The following is a 13,170-nucleotide window of genomic DNA, read 5'->3' as shown; positions in this document are numbered from 1 at the left end:
CGTTCACCCCAGCTCGGCCAGCCGGCGTGCCGTCTGTTCCGCCGTCGGCTCGCCCGCGCCCAGATGGTCGTCCGGCAGTCTCGACCACTCCGCGCGGGCGAGGCGGTAGGCCTCGCGTGCGGCACGCGGCCGGGCGGCCGCTTCATAGGACCTACCCCGCCAGTGGTGCGCCTGAGCGCACAGTTCGACGGCCTCATGGCGCCGACGGTCGGTTTCGGCCACCCCTTCCGCCTCCCGGGCGGCTTCCGCCGCGTCGCGGAAGGCGTCGACCGCGAGGTCGAGGCGGGCGGGGCGGCGCAGGCTGCGGTAGGCCTCGAACTGGACCTGGCCGAGGTCGAGTCGGCAGCGGGCGGCCAGCAGCGGGTCCTCCGCATCGGCCGCGGCGAGGCCGAACAGGTGCTCGGCCTCCCGCAGGTCGACGCGGTCGCCGCGGGACCGGTAGCGCAGCATCAGCGCGCGGCCGAGCAGCAGCAGCCGGTGGGCGACCTGGGCGCTGCCCGCCGGGGTCTCCATCCGGCAGTCCCGCAGGACGCGGATCGCCCGCGAGAGGGTGCCCTGCGCCCGGGTCCCGGACTGCAGTCCGGCGAGCCGGAGCAGCGCCTCGCCCCACTCGGCGAGGACGTCGGCGTGTGCGGGCGCGTCGCGTGACATGCGCTGGGCGGCCTGCGCGAAGCGGTCCGCGGCCGTCTCCAGTTCCGCGGGCTCGCCCGATTCGGCGTGGCGGGCCAGGGCGATCCGTCCGGCGCGGGCCAGCACGGCGGCCCGCCGGCCCTGTTCGCGGACGAGGGCGAGGGCCTCGTCGACCCGGGTCTGGGCGTCGTCCAGGGGGCCGCCGGCCTGGAGCAGCGCGTCGACCAGGTCGAGCAGGATGCGTACGCGTGCGCGTACGGACTCGGCGGTGGACGGCGGCTCGGCCGTGTCGAGGGCGTTGCGCAGCGACTGCGCGCCCTGTTCGGCGTAGAGCCGGGCCTGGACGGCGTCGGCGGTGGCGCCGGAGAGCCGCAGCAGGATCCGCCCGTGCTCCAGGGGGAGTTCGGGCGGGCGCAGCCGGCGGTCGGGCCAGACGTCGGCGAAGGCCTCCAGCATGCCGACGGCGCCCTGGAGCAGTGCGCTGTCTCCGCCGAGCCGCCACTGGGCCTCCAGGGCGCGCACCCGCTCCAGGGTGAGTTTGAGCGCCTGGTTCTCGTCGAGGTCGGGGGCCGCGCAGGCCACGGCGTACTCGCGGTCGGCGCGGCGCAGCAGGTCCAGGGCGCCGGTGCGGTCGCCGCGGCGCCTGCGGTCGGTCGCCGCCGCGTGCAGCACCCGGGCGAGGACGGCCCGTTCGTGCAGTCGGCGCGGATGCGCGGTGGCGCGTTCGGCGGCGGCCTCCGCCTCCTGGAGCAGGTCGTCGCCGCCCTGCACCTCCCACAGGCGCAGGGTGCAGTGCGCGTACTCGGCCCACAGTTCGGGGTCCGCGCCGGTGGGCCGCTCGCGTTCGGTGGCGCCGCGCAGCAGCTGCACCGCGTCGATGACGTCCTGGATCATGCCTTCGTCGTCGAAGCGTTCGATCAGGATGCGGGCCCGGCGGACCGCCTGGTGCGTGGGCCGGTCCGCGGGCTGCCCGGGGCCGCCGCGCCCGCCGTGGGTCTCGAACTGCTCGGGCAGCGGCATGAACCGGCGCAGGACGCGGGCCGCGACCTCGGCGAAGGGCTGCGGTACGGGCGCTTCGTCGGCGTTGCCGCCGTTGTCCCCGTGGTCGCCGTGGTCGCCGTTGCCCGGGGGGCGGGCGGTGGGCGTGTAGGGGCGGCCGGCGCCGCCGTCGCCGAGCTGGGCGAGGGCGAGGGCCGGGAAGTTGGGGCCGCCCTTGCCGAAGCGCTGCTCGATGTACTCCGAGCAGTGCTTGAGCACCAGCATGGCCTCGTCGCGGCCGAGCCGGGACAGCAGGGCGTCGCGGACGTCCGGCTCGATGCGGTACCACTGGGCGCCGTCGTCGGCGTACTCGGCCGGTTCCGTGGCGCGGGTGAGCAGGCCGCCGACCAGCACTTCCGCGAGTTCGGACGGGCCTGAGTCGGGCAGCATGGTGCGCTGGACGAGTTGCATCACCGGCAGGCACAGGGGTGCGGCGGCCAGGTAGACGGCGAGCCGGGCGGCGGGCGCGGAGGCGGTGGAGCTGAACCTGCTGACGCGTTCGAACGGGGTGCGCCGCCGGTCGGCGCGCGCGGTCGGGGCGGGCGGCTGGTCGGCGCGCACCCAGCCCACGGTGCCGGGCACGGGCCCGGCGCCGGCCCCGGACAGCAGCCTGGCCCAGGCGCCCAGGGCGACCGGCTCGGGTGGCAGCACCGGTACGGGCAGCGCGCCGCGGCGGATCTCGACGGGGACGCCGGCGGGGGTGCGTACGCGCAGTGCGGAGGCTCCGCCGAGCGTCTCGCCGCGGCTCAACTCGCAGTTGGCCACGGGCAGTCGGGTGCGGTTCCACAGGCGTTGCGGCAGCGGCTGGAGCACGGCGACCGGGCCCTGCCGGGAGAGGTGGTGCAGCAGCCGGTGAGCCTGGCCGCTGTGCCACAGCGGGCCCGCGCAGTCGCTGACGAAGAGCACGATCCGGCGGCCGGTGGGGTCGCTGAGCCGGTCCGTGGAGTGCAGCGGCGCGGCGAAGGTGTCGGGGCTGCGGCTGACGGCGGGCTCGCCGTCCGGGCCCTGGTGCAGATGGCTGACCTGGATGTCGGAGAAGGCCCCCAACTGACCGAAAACCTGCTGTAGTTCGACGAACAGCCGGTCCCATACGCGCATCGACGACGAGGCGTCGAGGACCAGTTGCAGCCGGGCGTCGCCCCGGGTGACGGCCCGGTGGACGGGCAGGATCAGACCGCCGGCCTGCGCGCTGCGCTCCGCCGTGGCCGTCTCGTCGAGCACGGTGCGCAGCGGCGGCGCCGGGCTCCGGTAGCGCTGCAACCGGCGTAATGCGCGCTGGAGTTCGAGTGGGGCGGGCAGCGCGGGGGCGGCGGGTACGCCGACCGGCAGCGCGGCGGCCCGGCCCGTGCCGCGGGCGCGCGGGAGCCCGTCCTGGGGCATCGGGTACAGGTTGACGCGCCCGTCGGCCATCACGTCCTGCGGGCGCCGCTCCGGCCGCCCGGTCCGCTCCCCCGAGTCCCGGCCGCCGGTGTCCCGGTCGCGCCCGCCGGTGAGCCGGAGTCCGGGGAGCGCGCCGGTCGCGGTGTGCGGCTCCTCCGGTTCGACCGCCTCCACCGGCCGGGTCCAGCGCGCCAGCCAGAGTGCGTCGCACAACTGCGTGACGTCGGGATCGAGCCCGACCTCGCGCAGCCGCACGACGAGTTCGGCGAGCGGATCGCCGTCGGGCGGGACGGGGCCGTGGCGGGCCGCTGCGTCGGGCATCAGGCCCTCACCTCGGGCGGTCGAGTCGCTGGATGAGCAGGTCTGCCAGGCGGTCACGACTGGGCGGCGCGGCCGCGTCGGTGAGGTAGATCGCGTTCAGCAGCTGGTCCGCCGCGAGGAGTTCGCTGCGCGACCGCTCCAGGAACCGGGTGATCAGATCGTCCCCCGCGCGCGCCGCCTCGTCCCCCAGATGGGCGCGGACGAACGTGGCGAGCCGGTTGTGGTCGGGGCGCCCCAGCTCCAGGTGGATACAGCGGCGCATCAGCGGGGCCGGGAAGTCCCGCTCCCCGTTGCTGGTGAGCACCACGAAGGGGAAGGCGCGGCAGCGGACGCGGCCGTCGCGCACCCGGACCTTCACGCCGTCGGCGGTGAGCACCTCGGCCTCGCCGTCGGGCAGCCGGTCGGCGATGCGCTCCAGCTCGGGGATCGCGAACTCGCCCTCCTCCAGGACGTTCAGCAGGTCGTTGGGCAGGTCGATGTCGCTCTTGTCCAGCTCGTCGATGAGCAGCACGCGCGGGGTGTCGGAGGGCAGCAGCGCGGTGCCGAGCGGCCCCAGCCGGATGTAGCTGCCGATGCCCTCGACCGCGCCCGGTGTGCCCGCCGCCGACCCGAACCCGCCCTGCGCGGCGATCTGCACGTCCTGGAGCCTGGCGATGGCGTCGTAGTGGTAGAGCCCGTCCTGGAGCGCGGACCGGCTGACGATGGACCAGCGCAGCACGTTGCCGAGGCCGAGTTCGTAGGCCACCGAGTGGGCGAGCGTGCTCTTGCCCGCGCCGGGACTGCCGGTGACGAGCAGCGGGCGGCGCAGATAGAGCGCCGCGTTGATCATCTCCAGCTCCTCGGCGCCCGGCCGGTGCAGCTCGGCCAGATGCCGGTGCGCGCCGAGCCTGCGGTCCTCGGAGCCGTCGCCGGAGCCGGCCGCCGCGTCACGGCTGGTGAAGTCCCGCCACGGGGGCGGATCGGGCAGCCGCTCGATCCCGTCGTGCGGTTCGCCGGCGCCTCGGTAGATGAGCCACTCACTGGATTCGGTCATGATCCGGTCCTCGTCACTCGTCCACCGCCGCGGCCGTCCGAACGTGCATCACGTTATCCATCCTGCGGGTGCCTGGTAAGGGGCCGACCGGCCCGCGCGCGGGTGGGCTCAAGGGGCCTCCAGCAGGTCACCGGTTCCGGGGAGGGGCTGGTGGGGGTCGTCGTACAGGAGGGCGACCCCGTCCGCCCAGAAGGACTCGGTGCGGCCCGCGCGCAGGCGCATCCGAAGATCGTGCACGGCCTCGGGAAGGGCCTGCGCGCTGGGCGGTTCGGCGATCTCGTCGATCGTGCCGCGGTGGAACTCCCCGCACACGTCGTCGGGCTGTCCGCGCCGGCGCCGCCACAGGGCCACGCCGTAGCCGCCGAGCACGATCCGCGCGAGCGCCGCCGCGTCGTCCTCGAAGCGGAGGTCGCCGTACCGGCAGAGCACCGGGACGGTGCCGTGCGACAGGGCGCGCAGCTGCTCCACGGTCGGCACGGGTTTGCGCAACCCCTCGTCGCAGTCCAGGACTTCGGCCCGCGCGCGGTGGGCGTGCAGCCAGCGCCAGCGGGCCCGGCGCTCCTCGTCCACGTCGCCGGAGTCGTCCGCGCCGTACGGGTCGTACCGGTAGTACGGGTCGTCGTAGCGGTCGGTGTCGTATGCGCCGAACGCCTCGTCGGGCAGCCGGTCGCGGTCCGCGCAGCGCACGACGACCGGCCGCAGGGTGCCCAACGACTCGGTCTCGGGCGGCAGTTGCCAGGCGTCCACCTCCAGGCCGAGGAGCGCGTGGGGCAGCGCGACCTGGAGCAGCGCGGGCCGGCCGGGCTCGTCGCAGTGCCGGAAGGCCTCGGCGAGCGGACCGGCCAGGTGGGCGGGCAGCTCGGCCAGGGGCGTGCGCTCGGCCTCGTGCAGCCGGACCGCGTCCCCGCCGGGCGCGGACACGGCGACCGACCAGTCGCAGCGGTCCGGCTCCCAGCCGCGCTGCACGAGTTCGAGCAGCGCGGAGGGCCGGGCGACGCTGCCGACGGCACGGGTGCGGGTACGCGCGTGTGCGTCGGTATGCGCGTATGCATCGGAGCCGGTACGCGTGTGTGCGTCGGTACTTGCCTGTGTGTCGGTAGGCGCGTGTGCGTAGGAGCCTGGCCGCCGGTGCTGCTTGTGCGCGCCCGTGCCGGGCGTCGGGGCGATGCCGCCGGGGGCCGGACCAGGGGGGCCGGAGAACGTGTCGGGGGTGTCGTGGTTCGGGTGCCGTTCCGCCTCGCGCTCCGCCTGGTCCCGGCGGCGCAGGCGCTCGATGCGCTGCTCGGCGAGGCCGGACCGGTAACGGATGCTCAGCCGCTGCGCGGCCTGCCACACCCAGACCCACAGGGCCTTCTCGGCGTCCGGGGTGCTGGGCACGAGGAACGGACGCGGAGCGGACATCGCCCGCATCGCGTAGTCGAGCACCAGCTCCAGCGCGCCGTCGTCACTCGCGCTCTCGTACAGCGCCCCGAGGCCGTCGCGCCAGCCGCGCGGCGCGGGCAGCGGGGTGGGCGCCTCGAAGTCCGGCAGGGAGTCGAGGACGTCCAGCAGACCGCGGGTGCTCTCGGGCGGCGGGAGTTCGGCGAGCCGGCCGAGCAGCTGGATCCGCTCGTCCGGGCTGAGGGTGCGGCCCGGCCGGGCGCCGAGCCGGCCCTGTACGTCGGTCCAGGTCTGGCGGCGGGCGGCCGGATGGCGCTGCCGGTCGCGGTGGTAGCGGTCGTGGGCATGGAAGACGGCCTGGTAGAGGTCGCTGTGCTCGGCGGACACCCCCTCCGCGGGGACCCGCAGGGTGCGCAGCTGCTCGATCCCGGTGGACGTGCCGCCGGGCCGGTGGTCCGAGCGCGCCTTCAGCACGCCGATCACCTCACCGCGCGCGGGGTCGATCACCGGGCCGCCCGAGACGCCGTAGGGCAGATCGTTGTCGCCCAGCCGCATCTGCACGTCCGAGGACCAGCCGCCGATCGTTCCCTGCACGGTGAGGGTGCCGTCCAGGACCTGGAGACGCCCCTCGTTCTCGGTCCAGCCGGCGTACAGCACCCGTCCCTCGCCGTAGTAGGCGGCCGGGCGCTCGGAGACGTAGACGCACTCGTGGTCGTCCACGGGTTCGGTCAGCTGGACGAGGGCCAGGTCCGGGGCCGGCCAGTTGCCGGCCGCGGGCACGGACTGTTCGGCGCGGTCGGGGAGGGTCGCCACCACCCTGCCGGGTGCGGTCGACACTCCCCGCCCGGGAGCCGTCTCATAGACCACCGCGACCTCGCCCCCCTCCCCGCCGCAGGCCACATGTGCGCAGGTCAGAACCCAGTTCGGGGCGACGAAGAAGCCGCTTCCCAGGAACGTGCCGGGCTCCTCCAGGGCATACCCGACGACCGGGCGATGAATGCGCACGGTCGCCGCCACGACGAGTCCACGCAGTGCACGGCGGGCCGCATCGAACGTGTTCGATGCGCCCAGGGCGTGCCCGCCCGTCACGCTCCGCCCCCGCCCGGCGTGCCGTCGCCGCCCCCGTGCATCGGCGCGCCGGGGGACGCGCCCTCGTGCCCCGCCCCGCCCGCGGCGGACGATGAACCGCCGCGCGCGCGTGGCGCCGTGGAGGACGATCCGTCACGCGCGCGTGGTGCCATGGACGACGATCCGTCACGCGCGCGTGGTGCCGTGGCGGCGTGCGGATCGGCGGCGGGGGGCGGTGCTTCGAGGTCCGGCGGTCCGCTGTTCCAGGTGAGGGTGACCGTGATGCCGGCCTTCGCCTCCCCGTCCGCGAGCAGGCCCACGACCTTCCCGGCCTTGGCCGTCAGCTCGATGCCGAACTCGACGCTGACCTCGTCGGGCCGCACCGCGCGCAGCGGCTCCGCCAGCGACCGCGCGACCCCCGTGACGAGCGCGTGCAGACTCTCCACGCTCGCCTCCACCCGTTCGGTGAACCCGGTGTCGCTGTACGACAGCCGCCCGGCCTGCCCGGCCGGCGCGGTCAATTCCCCGGCCCCCGAGATCCGGGCCCACACCGGTGTCCCGTCCGGTAGCGCGATCCGCGCTACCCGCGTCACGTCCTCAGCGCTCATGGCACTCCCCCGCTTCCCCGTCCCCCTGGTCCCGCCCGTGCGTACGCCTATCCTTTTCCTGTCCCCTCCCGACCGGAGAGCGGAACCTTTCCCCTTCACAGGAACAAAGGTCCTTCCCCCGACGGAGGACCCCTATCCCTGCGACCCACCCACGGAGCACGATCCATGTACTTCACCGATCGCGGCATCGAGGAACTCGAGAAGCGGCGCGGCGAGGAGGAGGTCACCTTCGAGTGGCTCGCCGAGCAGCTGCGGACGTTCGTCGACCTGAACCCGGACTTCGAGGTCCCGGTGGAACGCCTGGCGACGTGGCTGGCCCGCCTGGACGACGACGAGGACGACGAGTAGCTCCGCCGGAAGCGCCGCGACATGCCGTCGTTCCGCTGCGGCGCCGTCGTGGCCGGTCGCTCCGGGCAGCGAGCAGGCCCGTTCCTGAGCACGAACCGACCGTAGACCCGGGCGGCGGTCAGTCGCGGGGGCGGACCAGTTCGTACGACAGTCCGAGCGCACCGTGGGCCAGGAGCAGCGCGCCCGCCGCGATCCAGCCCGCGCTGCGCCGGCGCACGCCCCAGACCGTGAGGGGCAGACCGGCCGCCACCTGGGCGAGGACGAGCGCACGCGCGCGTGGGCTGCCCGACCAGGGCAGCCAGGGGCCCAGGGGGCTGTGCTCGACCCTGTCCTCCACGGCGTCGAGTTCGACGCGGAGCGTCTCCCACCAGCCCAGCCAGGCGATCTGCCGGACGTCCGGCCGGGCGCGGGCGACTTCGCGCAGCCGGTCGGCGGACGCACCGGGAGCCAGGCCCGCGGGCAGCGCGAGGCCCGTGCGGGCGAGGACGGCGACCAGGGCGCGTACGCGCGCGTGGGCGTCGGCTCCGTCGTCCTGCCGCGTCAGCCGTTCCAGGGACTCCATGTCGTGCACGGGGTCGAGGCCGAGGCGGGCGGCGAAGGTGCGCATGGCCTCGTCCTCGCCGACCGGGGTGCCGTCGGCGAGCCAGACGTAGCCGACGGGACGGCGGAAGCCGGAGGCGAGAGTGAAGCCGGCGCGGTCGGCGTCCCACCACAGCGCGAGCACCGGCCAGGGCGCGCCGACGGCGAGGGCGGTGGCCCAGCCGGTCAGGACGCGGTCCACCGGTTCGTCGCCGCTCTGCCAGAGCTCGCCCTCGGGAACCAGCACGCTCCACTCGCCGCCGGCTCGACCGGCCCCGGTGAGCAGCATGCGGGCGCGCAGGAGATGGGCGGCGGGGGCCACGGACTCGGGCTCCGCCCCGCAGAGCAGCAGCGCCCCACCGCGTTCCCCGGCTTCCGTGTCATCGCTCGGCATGATCACACGCTAGGCCAGTTCGTCACCTTTGGGCGGGAGTGATCACCAGAACGGGTGTCTTGACTTTCGATGACCGCGATATATCGTGTTTTACGTGAGACGCGATATGGCGTGTCGTGTCGCTGTCGAGAGGGAGGTCCGCACCATGTCCGAGTGGTCCGTCGCCGAGCCGAAGAAGCTCTCTTTCGACGAGCCCGTGCACGAACTGCACGTGCGCATCGTCGACGGCACTGTGAACGTGGTGGGTACGGACGAAGGTTCCGCCCGCCTGGAGGTCTCCCGGATCGAGGGACCGCCCCTGGTGGTGAGCCACCGCGACGGGAACCTGACGGTGGCGTACGAGGATCTGCCCTGGAAGGGCTTCCTCAAGTGGCTCGACCGCAAGGGCTGGCGGCGCAGCGCCGTCGTCTCGCTCGCCGTGCCGGCCGGCACCCGGGTGGAAGTGGGCGTGGTGAGCGCCGGCGCGGTGGTCTCGGGCATGGACGGCCATGCCGAGGTGAAGGGGGTTAACGGCGACACGACCCTGGTCGGGCTCGCGGGCCCGGTGCGCGCGGACACCGTCTCCGGGAACGTGGAGGCCCAGGCCCTCACCGGCGACCTGCGCTTCAACTCCGTCTCCGGGGACCTGACCGTCGTCGAGGCCGGCTCCTCCGTGAAGGCGGACTCCGTGAGCGGGTCGATGATCGTCGACCTCGACCCCACGAGCCGCCCCACGAACATCGACCTGACCAGCGTCTCGGGCGAGATCGCCATCCGGCTGCCCCACCCGGCGGACGCACGGGTGGAGGCGAACACCGCGAGCGGCTCGGTCTCCAACGCCTTCGAGGATCTCCGGGTCAGCGGGCAGTGGGGCGCCAAGCGGATCACCGGCCGCCTGGGCGCGGGCACGGGCCGGCTGAAGGCGACGACGGTCTCCGGCTCGATCGCCCTGCTCCGGCGACCGCCGGCGGACGAGGCGGGAAGCGAGGCGCGGGAGGACGCCTGGGAAACGGCACCCGCCCCAGCACCGGCACCAGCCCCGGAACCGACATCGGCCCCGACGTCGACCCCGGCGTCGGAGTCGGCCCCGACGTCCGCGCCGGCATCGACGTCCGCCCCGGCGTCGGCGCCGGCATCGGACCCCGCCGCCGGGCCGGAGGCCGAAGCGCGATCCGGTCCGCACTCCGACTCGGGGGACAATGCCGTTTCCGGCCCGGGCGGCGAGCGTTCCTCCGCCGGCCCGGCCGACAGCACGACCGACAAGAAGGTGCTCTGACATGCCTCCCGTCTTCGCCCACGGCCGTCTCCGCCTCTACCTGCTGAAGCTGTTGGACGAAGCACCGCGCCACGGCTACGAGGTGATCCGCCTCCTCGAAGAGCGCTTCCAGGGCCTCTACGCCCCCTCGGCGGGCACGGTGTACCCGCGGCTGGCCAAGCTGGAGGCCGAGGGTCTGGTCACCCACACCACCGAGGGCGGCCGCAAGGTGTACGCGATCACCGACGCGGGCCGGGCCGAACTGGCGGACCGCAGCGGTGAACTGGTCGACCTGGAGCTGGAGATCCGCGAGTCCGTGGCCGAGCTGGCCGCGGAGATCCGGGCCGACGTACGCGGTGCGGCGGGCGATCTGCGCCGCGAGATGCGAGCGGCGGCCTCGGAGGCCCGCAGGGGCGCCGGGGCGAACTCCGCGGAACACGGCGGGCACGGAGACCACAGCGAGTACGGCGAGCACGGCGACTCCGCGGAGTACGGAGAGTACGGCGACCGGGAGGCGTGGCGCGCCGCCAAGGAGGAGATGCGCCGCGTCAAGCAGGAGTGGAAGGAGCAGGCCCGCCGGGCGAAGGACGAGAGCCGTCGCGCGCGGGACGAAGCGCAGCGGGCCCGCCGCCAGGCCAAGGAAGCCCAGGAGCGGGCCCGGACCCAGGCTCAGGAAGAGGTGCAGCGCATCGCCCGCCGGGTCCAGGAACAGGTCCAGGACCACTTCACCCGTGGCGACTGGCCGATGGGAGTCAGGGAGGGCCTGACCGAACTCGCCAAGGAGTTCGGAGAGTTCGGCAAGGACTTCGGACGGGAGTACGGCAAGGACTTCGGCTTCGGCCGCCCCGGCACGACAGGCCCGACGACGCCGACGCAGACCCAGACGCCCACGGACTCCGCAGCGCCGACGGACTCCGCGACGACCACCGGCTCCGGCACTCCCCCGAAGGCCTCGGCGACCGAGCGTCCGGAGTACTCCCGTACCCCGGAGGACTTCCCGGCCGAGTACGAGCCGGCCTGGGCGCACGAGGAGTCCGGCGGCGACCCGGCCCGTGACCTGGACCGCCTGCTCGACCGCTTCCGGGACGACATCCGCGACGCGGCGCGCGACCACGGCGTCACCGGCGACCAGCTCCGTGAGGCGCGCCGCCATCTGTCGACGGCGGCGGCGCACATCGGAGTGATACTCCGCGCCCCGCGGCCCTGAGGCTCCCCTCAGCCGGCCTTGGCCTCGCCGTCTCGCCCCTGGCCATGGCCATGACCCTGGCCGTACAGCACCCGGGTGAGGGTGGTGTAGGTGACGCCGTGGTCGGCGAGGATCTCGGCGGGGGCGCCGCGGCGGCTGGTGAGGGCGAGCAGCATGTGCTCGTCGCCGATGGACCGTTCGCGGCGGCCGAGGGCGATGCGCAGGGTGTCCGTGAGCAGCTCCTTGGCCCCCTGGCCGAAGGGCAGCCTGCCGAAGGGCCGTCCGCCGAAGAGGCGCGCCCCGGAACCGCCCCGCCCGCCGTTGCCCTCCGCCGCCAACGCGCCTTCCCCGTGGGCCTCTTCGACCCGCAAGACGATCTCCGAGACGTCGATGCCCAGCCCCGAGAGGGCGTCCGTGTCGGCGCGGGAGAGGCCGCCCCGGCGGCGGACCTCGCCGAGATCCCGTACGAGCCCCTCGCGTCGGCCGGGCGGCAGTCCGAGCGCGGCCAGCGCGAACGAGCCGCGGCTGCCCTCGCGGTCGAGGAGGGCGAGCAGCACATGGGTCTCCTCGACCCGCTCGGCCCCCGCCCGTTCGGCATGCTCCACCGCCGCTTCGACGACGGCTCGGGCGTCCTTCGTGAATCGCTCGAACATCACTGCCTCCCGTACTTCTTGTGCACGGCCTGCCTGCTGACCCCGAGTTCCGCGGCGATCTCCTGCCACGACCAGCCCTGATGGCGCGCACTGCGCACCTGCACCGACTCCAGCTGCTCCAGCAGCCGGCGCAGTGCGGCGACGGCGCGCAGTCCGACCCGTGGATCGCGGTCGCCGGCGCGCTCGGCGAGATCCGTTGCTTCGGTCATGGCGTCAACTTACATTGACACGAGAGGCAGTGTCAATCAAAGTTGACGCCCCTGGGCACCCCTGGGCACCCCTGGGCGCCCCTGGACCGTTGACGTCCCTGGCCGTCCCGTCCTCGTCAGGCGTGGGTGAGCACGATCTTGCCGAACTGGTCGCCGGACGCGAGCCGTTCGAAGCCCTCGCGGGCCCGGTCGAGCGGGAGCACCTCGTCGATGACGGGGCGAACGCCGGTGGCGGCGCAGAAGGAGAGCAGGTCCTCCAGCTCGTCCTTGGTGCCCATGGTGGAGCCGACGACCTTCAGCTCCAGGAAGAAGATCCGGGTGAGCTCGGCGTGCGAGGGCCGGTCGCCGCTCGTGGCGCCGGAGATGACGAGCGTGCCGCCGGGCCGCAGCGACTTCACCGAGTGGGACCAGGTGGCCGCGCCGACGGTCTCGATCACGGCGTCCACCCGCTGCGGGAGCCGCGCACCCGGCTCCACGGCCTCGACCGCGCCGAGCTCCAGCGCCCGCTTCCGCTTGGCCTCGTCCCGGCTGGTGGCGAAGACCCGCAGGCCGGCCGCCTTGCCCAGCACGATGGCCGCCGTGGCGACCCCGCCCCCCGCGCCCTGCACGAGGACGGAGTCACCGGGCCGCACCCCCGCGTTGGTGAAGAGCATCCGGTACGCCGTCAGCCAGGCCGTGGGCAGACAGGCGGCCTCCTCGAAGGAGAGCTCTTTGGGCTTGGGCAGGATGTTCCAGGTCGGCACGGCGACCTGCTCGGCGAAGGTGCCCTGGTAGCGCTCGGTGAGGATGGAGCGGGGCTCGTCGGGTCCGACACCGTGCCCGGTCTGCCCGATCACGGAGTGCAGGACGACCTCGTTGCCGTCCGCGTCGACCCCGGCGGCGTCGCAGCCGAGGATCATCGGCAGCCGGCCCTCCGGGAGGCCGACGCCTCGGAGCGACCAGAGGTCGTGATGGTTGAGGGAGGCGGCCCTGACGTCGACGGTGCTCCAGCCGGGCCGGATCTCGGGGGCCGGGCGCTCCCCCAACTCCAGGCCGGAAAGCGGCTGGTCGCGGTCGATTCGGGCGGCGTAGACGGCGAACATGACGTCGACGATAGGGGCGGTGAGGGG

At 74.4% G+C, this 13,170-nt stretch carries 11 protein-coding genes; 3 read left to right on the top strand and 8 right to left on the bottom strand.

The features are described 5' to 3' along the window. Positions 1–3: 3 nt before the first annotated feature. From ACWCPF_RS10295 to ACWCPF_RS10280, 4 genes are all read right to left on the bottom strand, one after another. A complete protein-coding gene (locus ACWCPF_RS10295; RefSeq protein ID WP_451044533.1) occupies positions 4–3,369 on the bottom strand; it encodes an SAV_2336 N-terminal domain-related protein in 3,366 nt (1,121 codons plus the stop codon). 7 nt (positions 3,370–3,376) lie between these two features. Continuing rightward, complete coding sequence (locus ACWCPF_RS10290) at positions 3,377–4,402, bottom strand: AAA family ATPase (RefSeq protein ID WP_451044532.1); 1,026 nt, start codon at positions 4,400–4,402, stop codon at positions 3,377–3,379. A 108-nt stretch (positions 4,403–4,510) separates the two neighbouring features. Next, on the bottom strand, positions 4,511–6,871 hold the full coding sequence (locus ACWCPF_RS10285) for a VMAP-C domain-containing protein (RefSeq protein ID WP_451044531.1): 2,361 nt from the start codon (positions 6,869–6,871) through the stop codon (positions 4,511–4,513). Then, the gene (locus tag ACWCPF_RS10280) at positions 6,868–7,458 is read right to left on the bottom strand and encodes a CU044_2847 family protein (RefSeq protein WP_451044530.1); all 591 of its coding nucleotides are present in this window, start codon (positions 7,456–7,458) and stop codon (positions 6,868–6,870) included. The genes ACWCPF_RS10285 and ACWCPF_RS10280 overlap by 4 nt, the downstream gene beginning before the upstream one ends. 165 nt (positions 7,459–7,623) lie before the next feature. Here ACWCPF_RS10280 and ACWCPF_RS10275 point away from each other — a divergent pair, with 165 nt between their 5' ends. Next, complete coding sequence (locus ACWCPF_RS10275; protein ID WP_019058231.1) at positions 7,624–7,806, top strand: DUF6104 family protein; 183 nt, start codon at positions 7,624–7,626, stop codon at positions 7,804–7,806. A 118-nt stretch (positions 7,807–7,924) separates the two neighbouring features. Here the strand turns inward: ACWCPF_RS10275 and ACWCPF_RS10270 are convergent, their stop codons facing one another. Beyond that, positions 7,925–8,779 carry a hypothetical protein gene (locus ACWCPF_RS10270; RefSeq protein ID WP_451044529.1) on the bottom strand — a complete coding sequence of 285 codons (855 nt, stop codon included), beginning with the start codon at positions 8,777–8,779 and terminating at the stop codon, positions 7,925–7,927. Positions 8,780–8,924: 145 nt separating this feature from the next. Between ACWCPF_RS10270 and ACWCPF_RS10265 the strand changes: the two genes are divergently transcribed. Together ACWCPF_RS10265 and ACWCPF_RS10260 are read left to right on the top strand one after the other, a co-directional pair. After that, entirely contained in the window at positions 8,925–10,034 is a 1,110-nt protein-coding gene (locus ACWCPF_RS10265) for a DUF4097 family beta strand repeat-containing protein (protein WP_451044528.1), read from the top strand. A gap of 1 nt (position 10,035) precedes the next feature. Continuing rightward, on the top strand, positions 10,036–11,220 hold the full coding sequence (locus ACWCPF_RS10260) for a helix-turn-helix transcriptional regulator (protein WP_451044527.1): 1,185 nt from the start codon (positions 10,036–10,038) through the stop codon (positions 11,218–11,220). 8 nt (positions 11,221–11,228) lie between these two features. Here the strand turns inward: ACWCPF_RS10260 and ACWCPF_RS10255 are convergent, their stop codons facing one another. The 3 genes from ACWCPF_RS10255 to ACWCPF_RS10245 all read right to left on the bottom strand — a co-directional run bounded on the left by ACWCPF_RS10255 (position 11,229) and on the right by ACWCPF_RS10245 (position 13,143). Then, on the bottom strand, positions 11,229–11,852 hold the full coding sequence (locus tag ACWCPF_RS10255; RefSeq protein WP_451044526.1) for a Clp protease N-terminal domain-containing protein: 624 nt from the start codon (positions 11,850–11,852) through the stop codon (positions 11,229–11,231). After that, entirely contained in the window at positions 11,852–12,061 is a 210-nt protein-coding gene (locus tag ACWCPF_RS10250; protein ID WP_358801192.1) for a helix-turn-helix domain-containing protein, read from the bottom strand. Before ACWCPF_RS10250 ends, ACWCPF_RS10255 begins: the two co-directional genes overlap by 1 nt. Before the next feature lie 116 nt (positions 12,062–12,177). Next, positions 12,178–13,143: a zinc-binding dehydrogenase gene (locus ACWCPF_RS10245; RefSeq protein ID WP_451044525.1), complete on the bottom strand. Its 966-nt coding sequence runs from the start codon at positions 13,141–13,143 to the stop codon at positions 12,178–12,180. Positions 13,144–13,170: the final 27 nt, after the last annotated feature.

The organism is Streptomyces sp. NPDC001858 (genome assembly GCF_053594615.1).
Note: the sequence above shows the minus strand (reverse complement) of the source record. Positions and strands in the feature narration are given on the sequence as shown.

Excerpts from the sequence above, each read along its gene's own strand:
- ACWCPF_RS10295 (WP_451044533.1), bottom strand. The coding sequence starts at position 3,369 with ATGCCCGACGCAGCGGCCCGCCACGGCCCCGTCCCGCCCGACGGCGAT.
- ACWCPF_RS10290 (WP_451044532.1), bottom strand. The coding sequence starts at position 4,402 with ATGACCGAATCCAGTGAGTGGCTCATCTACCGAGGCGCCGGCGAACCG.
- ACWCPF_RS10280 (WP_451044530.1), bottom strand. The coding sequence starts at position 7,458 with ATGAGCGCTGAGGACGTGACGCGGGTAGCGCGGATCGCGCTACCGGAC.
- ACWCPF_RS10275 (WP_019058231.1), top strand. The coding sequence starts at position 7,624 with ATGTACTTCACCGATCGCGGCATCGAGGAACTCGAGAAGCGGCGCGGC.
- ACWCPF_RS10270 (WP_451044529.1), bottom strand. The coding sequence starts at position 8,779 with ATGCCGAGCGATGACACGGAAGCCGGGGAACGCGGTGGGGCGCTGCTG.
- ACWCPF_RS10265 (WP_451044528.1), top strand. The coding sequence starts at position 8,925 with ATGTCCGAGTGGTCCGTCGCCGAGCCGAAGAAGCTCTCTTTCGACGAG.
- ACWCPF_RS10260 (WP_451044527.1), top strand. The coding sequence starts at position 10,036 with ATGCCTCCCGTCTTCGCCCACGGCCGTCTCCGCCTCTACCTGCTGAAG.
- ACWCPF_RS10255 (WP_451044526.1), bottom strand. The coding sequence starts at position 11,852 with ATGTTCGAGCGATTCACGAAGGACGCCCGAGCCGTCGTCGAAGCGGCG.
- ACWCPF_RS10250 (WP_358801192.1), bottom strand. The coding sequence starts at position 12,061 with ATGACCGAAGCAACGGATCTCGCCGAGCGCGCCGGCGACCGCGATCCA.
- ACWCPF_RS10245 (WP_451044525.1), bottom strand. The coding sequence starts at position 13,143 with ATGTTCGCCGTCTACGCCGCCCGAATCGACCGCGACCAGCCGCTTTCC.